Annotated in this window: 17 protein-coding genes and 1 riboswitch; of the genes, 4 read left to right on the top strand and 13 right to left on the bottom strand. The window is 43.5% G+C overall.

From position 1 onward, the window contains the following. Positions 1-11: 11 nt before the first annotated feature. Complete coding sequence (locus GZN30_RS03900; RefSeq protein ID WP_075649969.1) at positions 12-1604, bottom strand: Na+/H+ antiporter NhaC family protein; 1593 nt, start codon at positions 1602-1604, stop codon at positions 12-14. A gap of 106 nt (positions 1605-1710) precedes the next feature. Continuing rightward, a riboswitch (Lysine riboswitch) is annotated at positions 1711-1894 on the bottom strand. A gap of 635 nt (positions 1895-2529) precedes the next feature. Between GZN30_RS03900 and GZN30_RS03895 the strand changes: the two genes are divergently transcribed. Then, the gene (locus tag GZN30_RS03895; protein ID WP_075649970.1) at positions 2530-2934 is read left to right on the top strand and encodes an H-NS family histone-like protein; all 405 of its coding nucleotides are present in this window, start codon (positions 2530-2532) and stop codon (positions 2932-2934) included. 102 nt (positions 2935-3036) lie between these two features. Here the strand turns inward: GZN30_RS03895 and GZN30_RS03890 are convergent, their stop codons facing one another. Continuing rightward, a complete protein-coding gene (locus GZN30_RS03890) occupies positions 3037-4341 on the bottom strand; it encodes an inosine/guanosine kinase (RefSeq protein ID WP_075649971.1) in 1305 nt (434 codons plus the stop codon). A 93-nt stretch (positions 4342-4434) separates the two neighbouring features. Beyond that, positions 4435-4704 carry a hypothetical protein gene (locus GZN30_RS03885; protein WP_075649972.1) on the bottom strand — a complete coding sequence of 90 codons (270 nt, stop codon included), beginning with the start codon at positions 4702-4704 and terminating at the stop codon, positions 4435-4437. A gap of 243 nt (positions 4705-4947) precedes the next feature. On the opposite strand from GZN30_RS03885, the gene mnmA reads away from it, so the two are divergent. The 3 genes from mnmA to purB all read left to right on the top strand — a co-directional run bounded on the left by mnmA (position 4948) and on the right by purB (position 8227). Next, a complete protein-coding gene (gene mnmA, locus GZN30_RS03880) occupies positions 4948-6069 on the top strand; it encodes a tRNA 2-thiouridine(34) synthase MnmA (protein ID WP_075649973.1) in 1122 nt (373 codons plus the stop codon). A 29-nt stretch (positions 6070-6098) separates the two neighbouring features. Further along, on the top strand, positions 6099-6716 hold the full coding sequence (gene hflD / locus GZN30_RS03875) for a high frequency lysogenization protein HflD (protein ID WP_075649974.1): 618 nt from the start codon (positions 6099-6101) through the stop codon (positions 6714-6716). A 140-nt stretch (positions 6717-6856) separates the two neighbouring features. Beyond that, complete coding sequence (purB, locus tag GZN30_RS03870; protein WP_075649975.1) at positions 6857-8227, top strand: adenylosuccinate lyase; 1371 nt, start codon at positions 6857-6859, stop codon at positions 8225-8227. Positions 8228-8276: 49 nt separating this feature from the next. Here purB and GZN30_RS03865 read toward each other — a convergent pair whose 3' ends face one another. The 10 genes from GZN30_RS03865 to htpX all read right to left on the bottom strand — a co-directional run bounded on the left by GZN30_RS03865 (position 8277) and on the right by htpX (position 16972). Then, the gene (locus GZN30_RS03865; RefSeq protein ID WP_075649976.1) at positions 8277-9608 is read right to left on the bottom strand and encodes an IS4 family transposase; all 1332 of its coding nucleotides are present in this window, start codon (positions 9606-9608) and stop codon (positions 8277-8279) included. A 139-nt stretch (positions 9609-9747) separates the two neighbouring features. Then, the gene (locus GZN30_RS03860; RefSeq protein WP_408646831.1) at positions 9748-10251 is read right to left on the bottom strand and encodes a DUF3833 domain-containing protein; all 504 of its coding nucleotides are present in this window, start codon (positions 10249-10251) and stop codon (positions 9748-9750) included. Between the two features lie 17 nt (positions 10252-10268). Then, positions 10269-10856: a chalcone isomerase family protein gene (locus GZN30_RS03855; protein ID WP_075652193.1), complete on the bottom strand. Its 588-nt coding sequence runs from the start codon at positions 10854-10856 to the stop codon at positions 10269-10271. Next, positions 10828-11355 carry a DUF2878 domain-containing protein gene (locus tag GZN30_RS03850; protein WP_075652194.1) on the bottom strand — a complete coding sequence of 176 codons (528 nt, stop codon included), beginning with the start codon at positions 11353-11355 and terminating at the stop codon, positions 10828-10830. The genes GZN30_RS03855 and GZN30_RS03850 overlap by 29 nt, the downstream gene beginning before the upstream one ends. 20 nt (positions 11356-11375) lie before the next feature. After that, the gene (locus GZN30_RS03845) at positions 11376-12617 is read right to left on the bottom strand and encodes an SAM-dependent methyltransferase (protein WP_075652195.1); all 1242 of its coding nucleotides are present in this window, start codon (positions 12615-12617) and stop codon (positions 11376-11378) included. A gap of 4 nt (positions 12618-12621) precedes the next feature. Continuing rightward, complete coding sequence (locus GZN30_RS03840; RefSeq protein WP_075652196.1) at positions 12622-13386, bottom strand: DUF1365 domain-containing protein; 765 nt, start codon at positions 13384-13386, stop codon at positions 12622-12624. Beyond that, the gene (locus GZN30_RS03835) at positions 13387-14679 is read right to left on the bottom strand and encodes an NAD(P)/FAD-dependent oxidoreductase (RefSeq protein ID WP_075652197.1); all 1293 of its coding nucleotides are present in this window, start codon (positions 14677-14679) and stop codon (positions 13387-13389) included. A 59-nt stretch (positions 14680-14738) separates the two neighbouring features. Continuing rightward, complete coding sequence (locus GZN30_RS03830; RefSeq protein ID WP_075652198.1) at positions 14739-15464, bottom strand: SDR family NAD(P)-dependent oxidoreductase; 726 nt, start codon at positions 15462-15464, stop codon at positions 14739-14741. Then, on the bottom strand, positions 15461-15880 hold the full coding sequence (locus GZN30_RS03825; protein WP_075652199.1) for a nuclear transport factor 2 family protein: 420 nt from the start codon (positions 15878-15880) through the stop codon (positions 15461-15463). The genes GZN30_RS03830 and GZN30_RS03825 overlap by 4 nt, the downstream gene beginning before the upstream one ends. Positions 15881-16099: 219 nt before the next feature. Further along, entirely contained in the window at positions 16100-16972 is an 873-nt protein-coding gene (htpX, locus tag GZN30_RS03820) for a protease HtpX (RefSeq protein WP_075652200.1), read from the bottom strand. Positions 16973-17146 lie beyond the last annotated feature (174 nt).

Below are 17146 nucleotides of genomic sequence, written 5' to 3'. Positions count from 1 at the left end.
TTTATCGAATTTTAGCAAGAGCTCATTTTCGACTTAGACAATACACTCAGCACGAAACATACCGCGACAAATGCCGCTGTTGCTGCTGCGAAAGAAATCGCTAGGTTATCCGTAATACCAAGCACGATAAAGCCAATACAAGAAACAAGCGCTACCGACAGTGCGTATGGCAACTGTGTCGCAACGTGGTCGATGTGGTTACAACGTGCACCTGTCGATGACAGAATTGTCGTATCAGAGATTGGCGAACAGTGGTCACCAAATACTGAACCTGCTAGTACCGCACTTAGCATAGGTAGCATTAAAGCGATGTCCGTGTTACCAGCCATGTCACCCGCGATTGGTAGCATGATACCAAACGTACCCCATGAACTACCGGTTGAGAATGCCATCACACCTGATAGTAAGAATAGGATCACTGGCAACCATTGTGGGTCAATATTGCCTTGTGCCATTGTTGACAGGTAACTACCTGTTTTCATATCACCAATTACAGTGCCGATTGACCAAGCAAACACAAGGATTAGAATCGCACCGAACATTGATTTTGCACCAATCCATAGTGTGCGATTAATTTCTAGTGCTGGCAGACCCTGTTTTACTACCGTAAACAGCGCAACAAACAGACCAACCAAACCACCGTAAATTAGCGATGTACCAACATTGGTATTTTCAAACGCACCAAGTAGTGCAAATGGCTTACCTGCTTCTGCTAGAGCTTGACCACCGGTGTAAAGCATAGAAGCAACCGTTGCGATAATTAGCGCAACAATCGGCAGAACAAGATCAGATACTTTGCCTTTTTCGCTCTCAGTAATGTCTAGCTCTTCATCTAAAGCACGCGCTTCTTCAAAATCGTCACTTTGCTCGTCATCAAAGCCGCGACCTTGCGCTGCTGCGATTTCGTGATCACGCATCTTACCAACATTCAAACCAAACCAAGCAACTGCAAATACCATCAGTAGAGCAAAAATTGCGTAGAAGTTCATTGGCACTAAGCGCATATAGGCACCCAGCGCAGAATATTCGGTAATACCGTGAGAAACTAAGATACCGCTGATGATGGTCATGATGTACGCACCCCAGCTTGAGGCTGGCATAACAACACACATTGGTGCAGCTGTTGAGTCTAGGATGTAAGCTAGCTTAGCGCGTGATACATAAAAACGGTCAGTTACAGGGCGAGAGATAGCACCAACTGCCAAGCTGTTAAAGTAATCATCAATAAAGATAAAAATACCTAAAAACGCAGCTAATAGTTTTGCACCACGTTTACTTTTTACTCGCGACTGAGCCCAGTCAGCAAATGCACGAGTACCACCCGATAGGGTTAATAATGCGGTCATCATACCCAGTAATACTAGGAAACCGATGATGCTCATATTACCTGCGTTGATCGAACCGTCTTCAACAAATACGCCAAACACCGTGTTTTTAACGTAAGTTAAAGCGTTACCCAACGAGTAATCAGCCAAAAGAATAGCGCCTAGTAGAATACCCATACCAAGCGATAACAATACACGACGCGTAACAATTGCTAGCGTCAAAGCTACTACCGGAGGCAGCAGTGATAAAGGAGATGATGCAAAATCGATTAAATTCATGATCTTCGAAACCAGTAATAAATGGTTAGAGATCTACTGCAGACACATAGATACCAATATCTATGCATGTTGAACATAGCGACAGGGAAGTGAACACTCCACCCAACCCTACAGTAGCGCTCCATAGTTATACAAATAATAGACTATGGCAGTGTTGCCCCTATTCGAACGCAACCCCAGCGAGTGGTTTTGATATACCGGTTCACTTCGGCGGATAAGACCTTTCACGCTTGTTCATTGGCATCACCCCAACAAACGTTACTGATTCATTCCGCTCCTCTACCGCGACAGCCAAAGATTAAGCTGAATTAAACATTCTTTAACACAACTTTAACCAATGTGACGCATTAGGTAACGGTCATTGTACTTATAAAAATCTCATTTACAACAGATATTGCTACAAAATCTTCAGCGCCATTTTCCCAACATACAGCGGAAAATTGTCACCCTCTCGCTTCAAGTACCCCATAATATTCCCGACAGTTTTGCGAAATAGAATACGGATTCATAATACATGCGATAAAATCACTGAGATTATAGAATGCTCATTATGATTTATTTTCACTCAACAAGCGCCTACAGATTATTGACTCTTACTCCACTCTCTGCATATCTATATTGTTTTCTAACACATCATTTCCCTCTTACTATTTGTCTTATGAAGCGATGCAAATGTAACAATAAATGAATTGGATATTATTTAATGCATTAAACTGGCGGTTATGAAACCAGGCACTATACTTATAGGCTGATTAAACCATCGTAACCACTATTTGATTAAAAATAGAATGTGAGGTGAGTTTAAAAGTTTCGCCTCTTATCCTCGTGAACAATTTATTTTATTTAATTTACAATATTTGAATTGTATTATTCGGAATACGATATTAACATTACTTTGTCGCTTACAATATATTGGTGAGATTTTATGTCGGAATTAACAAAAACTCTGTTGAACATTCGTAGCCTTCGCGCTTTCTCTCGTGAACTAACTCTTGAGCAACTAGAAGAAGCTCTAGAGAAATTAACTCTTGTAGTAACTGAACGTAAAGAAGTTGAAGAAGAAGAGCGTGCAGCGCAAGCAGAACAAGAAGCTAAACTAGCAGCAATCGCAGAACAAATCGCGAAAGACGGCATTGACGTTTCTGCACTAATCAGTGCACTAGCTGGCGAAACTAAAGCAAAAGCTAAATCTAAGCGTGCTCCACGTCCAGCAAAATACAAATACCTAGACAACGGTGAAGAAAAGACTTGGACTGGTCAAGGTCGTACACCTTCTGCAATCCAAGCTGAATTAGACGCTGGTAAATCTCTAGAAGATTTCCTAATCTAATTTATCTAGATACAGATATAGAAAAAGCTCCCATCAAGGGAGCTTTTTTGTATTCGTAGCTTTTATTAAAGCCCACATTATGGTGAGCTTTAATAATGTCGCTTATCTTTCCCAGTAAGCTTCTTCTAAGCTATCTTCTCGTTCAGGCAAACCACGAGACAAACGTGGAGAATGCTGAACAAGCACTTCATAACTTGCACGGTTTGAGTATTTACATACTTGAGAGAATGAAGAATAAGTTAAGAATGCATAAGCGTGCTTGCTTGAGTTAGGCACGTTTTCTTTGTGGTATTTATTTGCCGCCATATCATGCAAAAGCGCAGATAGAGCTGCATCACCAGCACCGTTAGTATTCTTAATTTTCTCCGGACCACCCATATAAGGTGAAATATGTGAGTAAACTTTGATCGGATTTTCACATAGTGATTTTGTCGCTGGACGGCTAAATTCATAACGGTTGAATTCAGCAATACAACCAGGAAGAAGTGGCAAAGTAGTTTCACGTTTTGCTTCGTCTTCACTGTAGCCAGCCATATATAAGCCAACTGGACCTGCAGTACACAATACCAAATCAACCCAATCTAGCGCTTTATCTGAAGCCGCTAGTGGATCATGTTCACCTGTTAATGCTTCCGCTTCATCTTCATTCATCGCAACAACACTTACGTGATCACGTAAGAAGTCTTGCCAGAATTTAGGGTCGTCTTGAATAACGAATTTAGTACCTAGCGTTAATACCACTGGCACATCATATTTTTTCGCATATTCAATTGCACGCATTGTTGCTTCAGGCATTGGATCACCTGGTTTACAACGTACTAAATAAGCAGTCAGTACTAACGCAGACGCATTTTTAAAGATTTTCTCTGGAATGCTATCTGGACGAAGTTGGTTCATTTGACCTTCGCTAATTGCGAAAGTGCGTTCGCCATCTTCCGTAATAAGAGCGAAACAACGACCAATTGCACCTTCAACACCTTGTAGGTAGTTCAGGTCCATACGGCTCGAGGTATTACATAAATAGCGGTAACCGTAGCTGCCAATTTTAATGTCTTGGCTCATTACGCCTAACAGCGTTGATTTGTCATCAGCGAGTACAGAGTAGTTGTGCAGCGTATTACCGATAGTGCCACCCGCATATTCATTAGTAATAAGGCAGCTTTCTTTTAGCTCGTTGTACAACGCTTCTGCTGTTTGATCATCAATCACTAATGAATGACCTTTACTCAGACCATATTTTTCGATCAGTTCCGAGTCAACTTTTGCTTCAATGTCCACCAATGTTTGATCGATACCAATAATATGGGTTCGAGACATTTTCTTACTTGTTTGCGCTTGGCTCACCAAAGGATCACGCGCATGTACTGGAAAGTAGTGCTTTGATTTACGTTGACCGGGAAATTTCATAATTCAGGTTCTGATTAAGGGAAAGACAGGAAAATGGATTCTACTGCGCTAGCGAATACGCTGCAATAACTGCGAGTATAGCAAACGTTTACTCTACTCACCTTCCATAAAACTCAGGTCAGGAAGACGTTCTAGATGCTCAGAATAGCGCTTCAAATTGAATTCCCCTTCGTTTTTCATAACATCAAAAATCTCAATTGATACTGCACATGCCATCATCGCAATTGCATCATCACGGCTGGTCCCTGTCATCATTAAACGCATTAAGGTTTCTTTGACTTTTAATGGATTACCATCAGCCAATTGGTTCTCAATCACTTCAATTAAATCTGATTCTTGGAAAACTTGGTTCTCATCACTCATGGTGCTTATATTACCTAATACAATACGAATTCAACTGTCAGGCGAAGATTGTTTGCCTAGCAGCGCTTGATTTTCGCCTACTATGCCATATATAGAGGACTTATCGTTATTAATAACGCGGGTTTTAACCGATAAATTGATAAAAAGACCATCATTTCGAAGTGTGATTTCGATCTCGGATCTGTCGCTGTGGAATGCTTTCTGTTAAAATCTGCCCCCAGTTAATTTTTGTGGTGTTAAGCAATGTCTGAGAACTGTACTGACAACAGTCAAAAGAAAGTCATCGTTGGTATGTCTGGCGGTGTTGATTCATCGGTTTCTGCGTATCTTCTAAAGCAACAAGGCTATCAAGTTGAAGGCTTGTTCATGAAGAACTGGGAAGAAGATGACAACGAAGAATACTGTACTGCGGCGCAAGATCTTGCCGATGCTCAGGCAGTGTGTGACAAGCTTGGCATTCACTTGCACAAGATTAACTTTGCTGCTGAATATTGGGACAACGTCTTCGAGTACTTCCTAGAAGAGTACAAAGCAGGTCGTACGCCAAACCCAGATATTCTGTGTAACAAAGAAATCAAATTCAAAGCATTCCTAGAGTATGCTGACGAAGTGCTTGATGCGGACTACATCGCGATGGGTCACTATGTTCGTCGTTCTTTCCCAACCAATGGAGAGAAGCCACAAATGCTACGTGGTCTTGACGGTAACAAAGACCAAAGCTACTTCCTCTACACACTTAGCCATGAGCAAGTTGGTCGCAGCCTATTCCCTGTGGGTGAATTAGAAAAGCCAGAAGTTCGTCGTATTGCTGAAGAGCAAGACCTAATCACGGCTAAGAAAAAAGACTCAACCGGTATCTGTTTTATCGGTGAGCGTAAGTTTACGGATTTCTTAGGTCGCTACTTGCCAGCACAACCAGGTAAAATTGAAACACCTGAAGGTAAAGTGATTGGCGAACACCAAGGTTTAATGTACCACACGCTAGGTCAGCGTAAAGGTCTACATATTGGTGGCACTAAAGGTGGCGGCGGTAACGAAGATCCTTGGTACGTTGCTGAAAAAGACCTAAAACGTAATGTACTGATCGCGGTACAAGGTGCAGACCACCCACTTTTAAAATCTAATGGGTTAATTGCATCACAATTACATTGGGTTAATCGCACACCAATTAATGAACCGTTACAATGCACTGTGAAAACACGTTACCGTCAAACGGATATTGCGTGTACTATCATCCCTGTGGATGACAACACAATCAAAGTGATTTTCGATGAGCCTCAAGTTGCTGTGACTCCAGGTCAATCAGCAGTTTTCTACCAAGGTGAAGTATGTCTTGGTGGCGGTATTATCGAACAACGAATTTAATCAGACGTATTATTCAGGAGTAACTCTACGTGGCTAACACTCTTTATGACCGCACCATTGCTTTTGCAGGTATTTGCCAAGCTGTGGCTTTAGTTCAGCAAGCAGCAAAGAACGGTTATTGTGACACTGACGCGTTTGAAACTTCACTGAAAGCGATTCTGAATACTAACCCAAGCAGCACACTCAATGTGTTTGGTCGCGAATCAGACCTAAAGCTTGGCTTAGAGTGCTTGGTGAAAGGCATTGATAGCACCCCAACAGGTAGCGAGATCACTCGCTACATCATTAGCCTTATGGCGCTAGAACGTAAGCTTAGCAGCCGTAATGATGCAATGGCGCAGTTGGGTGACCGCCTACAAATGCTGGAACGCCAAGCCGACCATTTTGCTCTAACTGACGACCAAATGATCAGCAACCTTGCGAGTGTTTATCTTGATGTCGTAAGCCCAATTGGTCCACGCATCCAAGTGACTGGCACACCAACAGTACTGCAGCAAACCAGTAACCAACACAAGGTTCGCGCCTTGTTGCTATCGGGGATTCGCTGCTCTGTACTCTGGCGCCAAGTGGGTGGTAAACGCCGACACTTGATCTTTGGACGCAAGAAAATGGTCGAGCAAGCACAAATTCTACTCGCTCGAATGTAATGTAAACACGCGGTCCACCGCGTGTTTATTTTTTCAGAGTAAAATAACCTTTGCGCAAACGTTTGCGCAACTTTAGTGACAAATGCCAAACTTCTTGGTATAAAGCTCACAAATTCTAGAAACCAATTCAGGAGAACATCATGGAACTGTCAGCATTGACTGCTGTTTCACCAGTAGACGGTCGTTACGGAAGCAAGACTATTGCTTTGCGCGAAATTTTCAGTGAATACGGTCTTTTAAAGTACCGTACTATCGTTGAAATTCGCTGGCTACAAAAGCTTGCTGCTACTGCTGAAATCGCCGAAGTGCCTGCATTCAGCGCAGAAGCTAATCAATTCCTAGACGATCTTGCTGCTAACTTCTCTGAAGAAGACGCACTACGCATCAAAGAAATTGAGCGTACAACTAACCATGACGTAAAAGCGGTTGAGTACTTCCTAAAAGAAAAAGTAGCTGATGTTCCTGAACTTCACGCAGTTAACGAATTCTTCCACTTTGCTTGTACTTCTGAAGACATCAACAACACCTCACACGCTCTAATGCTTAAAGAAGCGCGTGAAACGGTGATTCTTCCAGAAATTCGCAACCTAATTGATGCAATCAAAGCACTTGCAGTGGAATACCGCGACATTCCTCTATTGTCTCGTACACACGGTCAACCAGCCTCTCCATCTACCATGGGTAAAGAGATGGCGAACGTAGCGTACCGTATGGAACGTCAATTCAAGCAAATCGAAAACGTTGAGATCCTAGCGAAAATCAACGGTGCAGTAGGTAACTACAACGCACACCTTTCAGCTTACCCAGAGCTAGATTGGCACAAGTTCTCTGAAGAGTTCATCACTGAGTCACTAGGCGTAACTTGGAACCCATACACTACACAGATCGAGCCACACGATTACATCGCTGAGCTGTTCGATGCAGTAGCACGTTTCAACACTATCCTTATCGACTTCGACCGTGACGTATGGGGCTACATTGCTCTAGGTCACTTCAAGCAAAAAACCATTGCGGGCGAAATCGGTTCTTCAACGATGCCACACAAAGTTAACCCAATCGACTTTGAAAACTCAGAAGGTAACCTAGGTCTGGCGAATGCAGTATTCGGTCACCTAGCACAAAAACTGCCTATCTCTCGTTGGCAACGTGACCTAACCGATTCAACGGTTCTTCGTAACCTAGGTGTGGGTGTGGGCTACGCAATCATCGCTTACACTTCTACGCTAAAAGGCATCAGCAAACTAGAAGTAAACCGTGAAGCGCTACTTGCTGAACTAGACAAAAACTGGGAAGTACTTGCAGAACCAGTACAAACTGTTATGCGTCGTTACGGCATCGAAAAACCATATGAGAAGCTAAAAGAGCTGACTCGTGGTAAGCGTGTCGACGGCGAAGCAATGCGTAACTTCATCGACGGTCTAGAGCTACCTGAACATGAAAAAGCGCGTCTAAAAGAGATGACGCCAGCGAACTACATCGGTCAAGCTATCGAGCTAACTGACAAGCTGTAATTGCTTACAAATACTTAATTATTGAAGCCTCCCTTGGGAGTAATGCCAGTCAGTTAAGCTGACTGGCATTTTTTCTATTTGTCGCATATTTCTTGGGTTTCAGTTTCACCCAACGAGGATAACTTCTATCTTCTCTTCGGGGGGGTAGGATAAACATGGATATTTGCTGTAGTAGCACTTCATAGTGTTTAGGGAGTTTCCCTGGACTCGTTAAAGGTAAAGCTGCAAAGTATTGAGTCACAGCCATGGCACTACTCGTAAAGCTTAATTGGTTCGGCCAAACGCTATCTAACTTGCTCGCCGCTTTTGTCATAACCTGCCTTATAAGGTTATAGGCTAGCAAAATCCCCCAGAGCTCCTGTCTAACCATATCTGGGCGCTTACTTCGCAATGTATACTCACTATCAAGCAAGGTTTGCTTCATTTCTCTATAGCCTAATTCGATTTCCCAACGATAGCGATAGAGCTCTACAATGTCTTCTCCGGGAAAGCGCAACCCATCACGCATTGAGGTAAGAACCTGATACTCCTTACCTTTAATGGCTTTCGATACCAACCTTGCTTCTATTATCTCAGGCAGGTCACTGAACTTCTTCCTTGCCTGAGGTGATGTTTTTATAGCAACGATAGCATCACTCTGACTGTATTTATGGACAACTTCATACTGAAAGTCTTTTCTCACAGGGAGCATCCAATGCCTTTCTTGACCTACTTTGTTCCAGCGATTAAGCAGCCCTAAAGAGTAATATCCTTTGTCAAAAATGGTCAGTGATTGATCTGGCGTTTGTTCAATAAGCTCTTCTGCGAGCCGCATTTCGCTGGTGCGATAGTCAGAGAATGCACTATCGATTAGCTGATGACTTGTAAGCTCCATCAAGCAAACCATGCGGACCTTAGGGTAAATATTCTCAGATGATTGATTGCGCTGCGCTTTAAACTCTTGATGATTTTCGGGTGTATCTGTCGTTCTCCAAACGACACCATCGACAGATAGAAGGTTTAGTCCACACCAAGTTTCGAAGTTAGACGACTGATAGCTATGCGCAGCCATCTTCTTAAAGACTTGCTTTACACCTTCTTCGCCTAATCTCTGTCTCGCTTGAACAACTGCACTTGGTGCAACAAAACGTTGTTTGTCTGGCAAGACAATATCGAGTTGGTTAGCAATATCCCAAACAGATTGTTGACGAAAGAGACTCATTCCAACAACGGACCAAAGTACGGCTTCTAAAGGTAACCGTCTTCTTCTAACGGTTGCTACACCAGCTTGCTCAAAACCTTGCTGGATAAGCTCTGGACTAAGAATGTCAGAGTATTTATCAAAGTGGTGGAAGGTATTACATGACCGAAAAGTATTGGCAAGTTGGCTTTCTAAAGACATAAAAAAATCCGATATTAGTTTCCTAATATCGGATTTTGAAGCCTTTTGAGGATCGGTCAAATGATCTCACAAATTTCTTAACTGATCGGCATTACTCCCTTGGGAGGCTTTTTTCTAGGTTTTTAAATTTAAAACGCCATTACTGCTTCTGAAAAAAAATCGTCACCGTGGCGACCTGCACACCAAATTTTTCCACCTTAGTGATATTAAACAGGTGCTTGTCATCTTGGCGAAACAACCAATCGTCCATTGCCACAGTTAGCGTAGATCCATCGTAAGGCAGTTCAAAGTCGTATTGCCAACGCATCGCGTTGCCCTGCTCCGCTCCAGTCGCAATACCAATAATATCTTTCGCTGTGCCTTGATATGAACCATCTTGCAACCTTTCAATGTTCCAAATACGCTGCTCTTCAACACCATCGCTATATACAAAGTCTTCAACCAAAGTGAGCTTATTTCCCTCAACGGTCCCGACAATATCCACTTCAAAGCTTCGCGTCTTTTTTCCGGAAAAATCTTGCACCATCCCCCAAGCTTTTACGTCGCCTTGGAAATAATCAAATAACGCGAAATTAGGACTACTCTGTTTATAATCATCAAGCTGTGTACCACAACCAAACAATGCTAATAATGTTGAGAACATAACCAGCAATTTCATTTTCATCGTTTCATCCCTATTAGTTGTCGCCTTAAATCAGCATATTCCGTTTTCGGTGATAGCCAGATGGACAAAAAGGCATCATTGAGTCGCTCGTCAGATATGGTTCCAATCTGTCGACTGGTTGATGGTAACGGTGAATAAACAAATTGCCCTGTCTCACCGTTGGTTATATAAGTCAGCTTTTGTCCTGACTTAATATTGGGGAAAATAACTGACAGCTGCGCTATCCAGCGTTTCGCATCTTGTTCACGGTAGCCAAGTTTCAACCATTGCTCATAAGTCGCATCGAGCAGTTGATCTTGGGTAATATTGCGCTGGTATTCGATTGAAAGCGCCAGTGGGTGTGGTGACACATCTAAAGTCTGCTGTTGATATATCCCCGTGGGAGAGAGCAACTTTGATTGGTAAATATCGAAAAACAGAATTGAAAGTTGTGCCTCACCAACTTTGCGCCAACTTTGCCAATTATCTGTTTGTTGAAAACTTAATTGGTTCCCTGAGGATAAAGACGCTACCGAATATGGTGATGCAACCAAAACGACACCTAACAATAGCAATCTAAACCATTTTATCTTTTTCACCTTCATGATACTTTGCCCCAACATTTATCATTTTCATGCAGAGGAAAACAAACGCAACCCACTGCACAAAAAATAACACAAATGCCACAGGCATCGAAAACCCAAGTGACACCGCTCCTAGTTTGTAACCCGCCAGATAACTCAATGCTCCGGCTAGACCACCTACTATAGATACGACCCACAATGGGTAATGGCTCAATACTTTGCCAAGAAAGAGTGCATACCAGCAGAACGCCGCCCACAAAGCCACCAGCCAGATGGGAATAAAGGCACTATCAAAGGCAATCAAACCAAATTTAATGTTAACGCTATCGATCACAATCCCGATCATTGTGAGAATAAGCCAATTACGCCAAGTAAACTCTTCACGTGCTGCTGTCACTAAAATCAAGCAAGTTACGCCGGTCAAGACAACCCACTGCCATGCTTCTTTGCCGAGCACTGCTGCAAACCAGACCAATTGAAACAATGTCGAGATAATGAGTAAGCGCTTTAATTGACTCATAAATTACCTACATCATTACCCTAAGGTCGCTGAAAAGTCATATGTACGGTGCTTATCGTTTTGGCTTTAAAGCCGCCTTCACAGTAACAGAAGTAGTAATTCCACATCCGTACAAAGCGTTCATCAAAGCCTAATTCAGCCACTCTTGCCAGGTTCGCATTAAAACGTTGGTGCCAATGACTAAGTGTCATAGCGTAATCTTCGCCAATATCGAATAAGTCGCGTAACACAAGATCGCTACTTTTGGTTGTAGTCTGCGTTAATGCGGTAATCGAGGGTAAGAATCCTCCCGGGAAAATGTACTTTTGAATAAAGTCGACACTGTTGCTGTAACTCTTATAGCGTTGATCGGCAATGGTGATGGCTTGAATTGCCATCAAACCTTGTGGTTTGAGTAGTGACTGGCACTTTTGAATGTAAGAGGTTAAATACTCTTTGCCCACCGCCTCTATCATTTCAATCGAGACGAGTTTGTCGTATTCCCCTTCCAATAAGCGATAATCCTGCTTGAGCAATGTAATTCGGTTCTCGAGCCCCAACTCTTCTACTCGCTGTTGAGCATAATCAAACTGGGCATCAGAAATAGTCGTGGTTGTGACGTGACAGCCATAGGTTTGTGCCATATAGATTGCCATCGCGCCCCAGCCTGTACCGATCTCTATCACGTGGTCAGTCGGTTTGAGTTGTAACTGCTGACACAAACGTTCCATCTTGTTGATTTGCGCCTGTTCAAGAGAATCTGTCTCACTGCTAAATATCGCTGAAGAATAGAGCATGTTTTGATCGAGAAACGTCTGGTAAAGATCATTACTCAAATCGTAATGGGCGTGAATATTCTTCTCGGAATTTTCCAACGTATTGCGATTAAACCAATGGGAGACGCGATAAATAATATCGGTAAGAAAGCTAGTGCGACTCTCTAGGTTGTCTAACATCGCCAAGTTGCGAGCCATAATTTCAGTTAATGCTGTCAGATCAGGACTGTCCCACCATCCATCCATATAAGCTTCTGCTGCTGCAATACTGCCACCTTTCAGCAGGCGAGTATAAAAAGCTGGATTACGCACGATGATCACCGCAACAGGTTGTGAGTCATTGCCGCTACCGAAATTCTCTCGATGCACTACCTTACCGGCTTCAAATTCTTCAACCACGGTTAAGGTGCCGATAACGATCTTATGTATACAACTGAATACTACACTTCTAGCGGTTTTCTCAACCGATGTCAGTCGCTTTGGAAGGGTTAGAGTTTGAGTTGTCATCTTCCTATGCTCCTTTGCTGCTATTACTGCTCTGGTCTGAACTTTGCTGATATTTAGGGTGTGAGTAGAACGGTGCCCCTTTAACCCACAACTTTAGCGCATGCCAATAAATTCCTATGGTCACTTTTACTGCCATCGCTGGGGTAGCGATCAGTTTTTTCGCCAATGAATATCCACCAAGCGTTTGTTTCTGCATTGAAAGTGTCGCATCAAACTCTTTGCTGTCACGATGACACTCAAGATGAACGTGTAAACGCTTAGTTAACGGTTTCACCAGCCACTTATAACGCTGCTCGACTGGGTTAAAAGGCGAGACATGAAAGGCTTTTTGATGTTCAAAACGCCCATCTTCACTGGCTGGAATAGCGTAGTAGTGACGTTCATTCCAAGGGGTATTGCTCACCTCAGCTAACAGATAACGCCACTGTTGTTGCTCGTCATACACATAGTAAAAGTTGACGGGACTAAAATAGATACCCAAGTAACGTAAATGGACGACTGCTTCAACACGACCGTTGTGAAACCGCTCCCCTGTCAGTTGGAAAACTTTTTCAAGCACCGCTGTTTTTAAGTCTCCTTCACCTAGGTAATCTTCACGACGAAACCGTGCCCAATGCCACCATTGGTCACCCAGCCCCCATACTTTTTGAAATACCGTGTCTAACTCGTCCAAGTCCAGACACGGCATAAACAATGGATAATTGAGTGAGTGTTTAACCGGTGAGAAGCGGCGATGCCTCACTGTTCCCACAAGAAGCGAGCTATTCATCTAAGCGGCTCCTTTGATCACAAGTTTTTGAGGCTCAGACTTCAGCGCCTCAACCACATCCAGAGCACTACGCACACCATCTTCGTGGAAACCGTTATACCAATAAGCGCCGCAGAACCAGGTGCTTTGTTTGCCATTAATTAACTCGCGCTGCTGCTGTGCAGCCATCGACTCGGTATTAAATACCGGATGACTGTAATTGAACGTTCGTAAAATCTTATCCTTAGCAATTAAATCGGCGCTGTTCAATGAAACGCAGAAAGTCTCTGGGCTGTCGATATGTTGCAGGATGTTCATATTGTAAGTCAGTGTCGGAGGCGCGAGCTGTTCGCTGTCACTGCCGATAAGGCGATAGTTCCAAGACGCCCATGCTGCCTCTCGCTGAGGTAATAGGCTCGTGTCAGTGTGCAGCACCACCTCGTTGCTTTGGTAAGCTAATGGAGCTAACACTTTCTGCTCATCAAATGATGCATCACCAAGCAAAGCCAGTGCTTGGTCGCTATGACAGGCGAATATCACTTGATCAAAACGCTGAGTTTGACCATTCACTGTAATGTTTACGCCGCTGGCGTCTCGCGTCACACGCTCAACTGGCGAATTGAGCTGAATTCGATCGACAAAGCCCTGTGTCAGTGCCGGAATATATTGCTTCGAGCCGCCTTTAATCACATACCATTGCGGTCGATTAACTACATCCAGCAAACCGTGATTTAAGAAAAATCGGGCAAAGAAGCCAAGTGGAAAGGCACGCATGTCTGCCAACGTAGAGGACCAGATCGCTGCGCCCATCGGCAAGATATAGTTATCGCTAAAATAATCACTAAAACCATGCTCAGTCAAAAATTCGCCCAAGGTTTTATCTTCTTCACTGGCAGACAGTTGGTCGTTTTCCGCTCGCTCTCTAACGAGTTTGTTAAAGCGTAAGATCTCAAGAATGAACTTGTAGAATTTAGGGTTAAGCCAATTGCGCTTTTGCGCAAATAAAGTGGGAATGGTGTGACCGTTATATTCCAAACCATTGGTTTTGTTTGAAACCGAGAAACTCATTTGGGTTGCCAAACCTTCCACGCCCACTTCATTCATCATCCTGATGAAATTAGGGTAGGTTCTGTCGTTATAGACAATAAAACCGGTATCAACCGCGTAACTCTTACCTTCAACTTCCACATCAACAGTGGCGGTGTGACCCCCAATGTAATCGTTCGCTTCAAATAGTGTAATGTCATGCTGCTTGTGTAAGTAATAGCCGCACGTTAACCCAGATATACCAGTACCGACGATTGCGATTTTCATTGTTATTGTTCCTCTGTCCTTGGGTTTTATCAGTAATTAAGTATGCCGCACGGGCATCACTATCCTTTCAATAGCTTGGAACTTAATGCGTTTTGCCAGCGATATGGCAGTAAGCCAATCACACGTAAAATTGATGTGAAACGAGATGGGAAGTAAATATAAGGCTGACGCTTCTCTATACCACGACGAATAGCAACCGACGCCTCTTCCGCGGTCACAATCATCGGCATATCAAAGGTATTTTTGTCGGTCAGTGGCGTTTTAACAAATCCTGGATAAACGACTGTCACATCTATCTGCTTAGGCTTAAGTGTCATTTGTAGCGTGCGAGCAAGATAACTCACGGCGGCTTTTGATGCGCCGTATGCTTCAGCACGTGGCAAAGCCACTTCACTGGAGATAGAACCAATCACGATGACTTGGTCTCCCGGTTTGAAAAAGCGCTGTGCTGCTTGCAGCGAATTGACCAACCCTAGAAAATTGGCTTCAAACACTCGTTTCATCAACGCGCTATCGATTTCACCGCTCTCGATGTATTCACAATTACCAGCGTTAAAGATCCAAATGTTAGGTTTGGACTGCATGCCTTCGAGCGCCAAGCCCGTCGCCTCTGCATTTGTGATATCAAACTGTAAGGTCTCAACATTGGTACCTTGTTGCTCAAAATCTTTGAGTGCAATAGGGTTACGACCACACACGACAACCTGATCGCCATTTGCCAAGTAATCTTGCGCAAGCTGGAAACCAATTCCGGAGGTAGCCCCTGTGATCAGCACAGTACTCATTCACCCAGCCTCGACTTGATAGTTTTTACGATTGAACCTAGTAAAGGCAGGTTCTCGTAGAGCATTTCGCCCAGATCAAAATAGTCTCTGTGGTAGATGACACGTCCTTCAGAAAACTTCAGGTGGCTAACGCCATTAACGAAAATGGTTGCGCCTTTCTGCAGTTTCGGATGTTTGAGCTCCATCGTCCAAGTGATAAAACCGCTATCACCCTGTTGCTGCTGATCTTGAATATTGAACTGACAACGGTCGACGTTGCGATAAAGAGAGTCAAAATAGCGTTTGAGCTCACCCCAGCCTTCAAGGCGATGGGCAGCGTCTTCGAACACTACGTTTGGATGGTAAACATCGTTAAGCAGATGAAGATTAGACTTATTGAGTTGTTGATAAACTGAACCGACGGTTGCTACATCCATGAGAAACTCCGATAAATTGTACACAAATATTTTTTTTGTATAACATGTTCACTCTAGAACATATCAAAAAGTTGTACAAATTATTTTTTTGTATAACTTATTTCAGTTTACGGATGGTTTTCAGATTGGATCAAAAAAGGCTTGGATAAAAATCCAAGCCTTTTGTAACAAATTTAGCGTGTTAACTCTGGTGTCTAATGGTTAGCCACCAAGCAACAATTACAAGCCGCTACGCAGAGCTGCGATACGCTTATCAAGTGGTGGGTGGCTCATCAATAGTTCTGTCATAGAACGTTTACCATTGATACCAAACGCCATCATCGAACCTTCAAGCTGCGACTCGTGGCTCATCTTTAAGCGCTCAAGTGCTGCAATCATCTTCTCTTTACCCACTAGGTTTGCCGCGCCAGCATCGGCATGGAATTCGCGGTGGCGGCTGTACCACATAGTGATAAAGCTCGCTAGGAAACCGAACACCAGTTCAAGCACCATAGACACACCGAAGTAAACCATCATATTGCTGCCGCCTTCACCCTCTTCGTCACTGTTGTTAGACGAGACGATGTTAGCAATGAAACGTGATAGGAAGATAACAAACGTGTTCACCACACCTTGCATTAGCGTCATGGTTACCATGTCACCATTAGCAATGTGGCTCACCTCATGCGCAAGCACTGCTTCAGCTTCGTCACGAGTCATGTTGTGTAGCAGACCTGTTGATACTGCAACTAGCGAATCATCACGTTTTGCCCCCGTTGCAAACGCGTTGATATCTGCTGAGTCATAAATCGCAACCGTTGGCATACCAATGCCTACTTGCTGAGATTGACGACGAACCGTTTCCAGCAACCAGTGCTCTGTTTCGTTGCGAGGGCTTTCAATAACCATACCGCCCACAGAGCGCAGTGCCATACCCTTTGACATCATCAAAGAGATAAATGAACCACCAAAACCAAACACAGCCGCCATTACCAGCAAGCCTGATAGGCTACCAGGCTGCATACCAGTGACAGCATAAACAATATTCAAAACAACGCTTAGCACAAGAACAACTGCTAAGTTTGTTGCCAGGAATAACATTACTCGCTTCATTACTTTTCTCCGAAACAGGAAGCTCTTTTTCGTGGCTTGATTATGACAACATAATCGCCTTTATGTACAAAGGTCTTAGCCTTTAGTCAACTAGACCTCGCTAAGCCATAGGCTAGCACATAGATATAGACGAATCACACTAAACTCAAGTTATAGAAGCAAATTGATACACTT

The organism is Vibrio ponticus (genome assembly GCF_009938225.1).
GTDB lineage: Bacteria > Pseudomonadota > Gammaproteobacteria > Enterobacterales > Vibrionaceae > Vibrio > Vibrio ponticus.
Note: the sequence above shows the minus strand (reverse complement) of the source record. Positions and strands in the feature narration are given on the sequence as shown.

Excerpts from the sequence above, each read along its gene's own strand:
- GZN30_RS03890 (WP_075649971.1), bottom strand. The coding sequence starts at position 4,341 with ATGAAATTTCCCGGTCAACGTAAATCAAAGCACTACTTTCCAGTACAT.
- mnmA (WP_075649973.1), top strand. The coding sequence starts at position 4,948 with ATGTCTGAGAACTGTACTGACAACAGTCAAAAGAAAGTCATCGTTGGT.
- GZN30_RS03895 (WP_075649970.1), top strand. The coding sequence starts at position 2,530 with ATGTCGGAATTAACAAAAACTCTGTTGAACATTCGTAGCCTTCGCGCT.
- GZN30_RS03845 (WP_075652195.1), bottom strand. The coding sequence starts at position 12,617 with ATGACAACTCAAACTCTAACCCTTCCAAAGCGACTGACATCGGTTGAG.
- purB (WP_075649975.1), top strand. The coding sequence starts at position 6,857 with ATGGAACTGTCAGCATTGACTGCTGTTTCACCAGTAGACGGTCGTTAC.
- GZN30_RS03860 (WP_408646831.1), bottom strand. The coding sequence starts at position 10,251 with ATGTTCTCAACATTATTAGCATTGTTTGGTTGTGGTACACAGCTTGAT.
- htpX (WP_075652200.1), bottom strand. The coding sequence starts at position 16,972 with ATGAAGCGAGTAATGTTATTCCTGGCAACAAACTTAGCAGTTGTTCTT.
- GZN30_RS03865 (WP_075649976.1), bottom strand. The coding sequence starts at position 9,608 with ATGTCTTTAGAAAGCCAACTTGCCAATACTTTTCGGTCATGTAATACC.
- GZN30_RS03850 (WP_075652194.1), bottom strand. The coding sequence starts at position 11,355 with ATGAGTCAATTAAAGCGCTTACTCATTATCTCGACATTGTTTCAATTG.
- GZN30_RS03830 (WP_075652198.1), bottom strand. The coding sequence starts at position 15,464 with ATGAGTACTGTGCTGATCACAGGGGCTACCTCCGGAATTGGTTTCCAG.
- GZN30_RS03825 (WP_075652199.1), bottom strand. The coding sequence starts at position 15,880 with ATGGATGTAGCAACCGTCGGTTCAGTTTATCAACAACTCAATAAGTCT.
- GZN30_RS03900 (WP_075649969.1), bottom strand. The coding sequence starts at position 1,604 with ATGAATTTAATCGATTTTGCATCATCTCCTTTATCACTGCTGCCTCCG.
- GZN30_RS03855 (WP_075652193.1), bottom strand. The coding sequence starts at position 10,856 with ATGAAGGTGAAAAAGATAAAATGGTTTAGATTGCTATTGTTAGGTGTC.
- GZN30_RS03885 (WP_075649972.1), bottom strand. The coding sequence starts at position 4,704 with ATGAGTGATGAGAACCAAGTTTTCCAAGAATCAGATTTAATTGAAGTG.
- GZN30_RS03835 (WP_075652197.1), bottom strand. The coding sequence starts at position 14,679 with ATGAAAATCGCAATCGTCGGTACTGGTATATCTGGGTTAACGTGCGGC.
- GZN30_RS03840 (WP_075652196.1), bottom strand. The coding sequence starts at position 13,386 with ATGAATAGCTCGCTTCTTGTGGGAACAGTGAGGCATCGCCGCTTCTCA.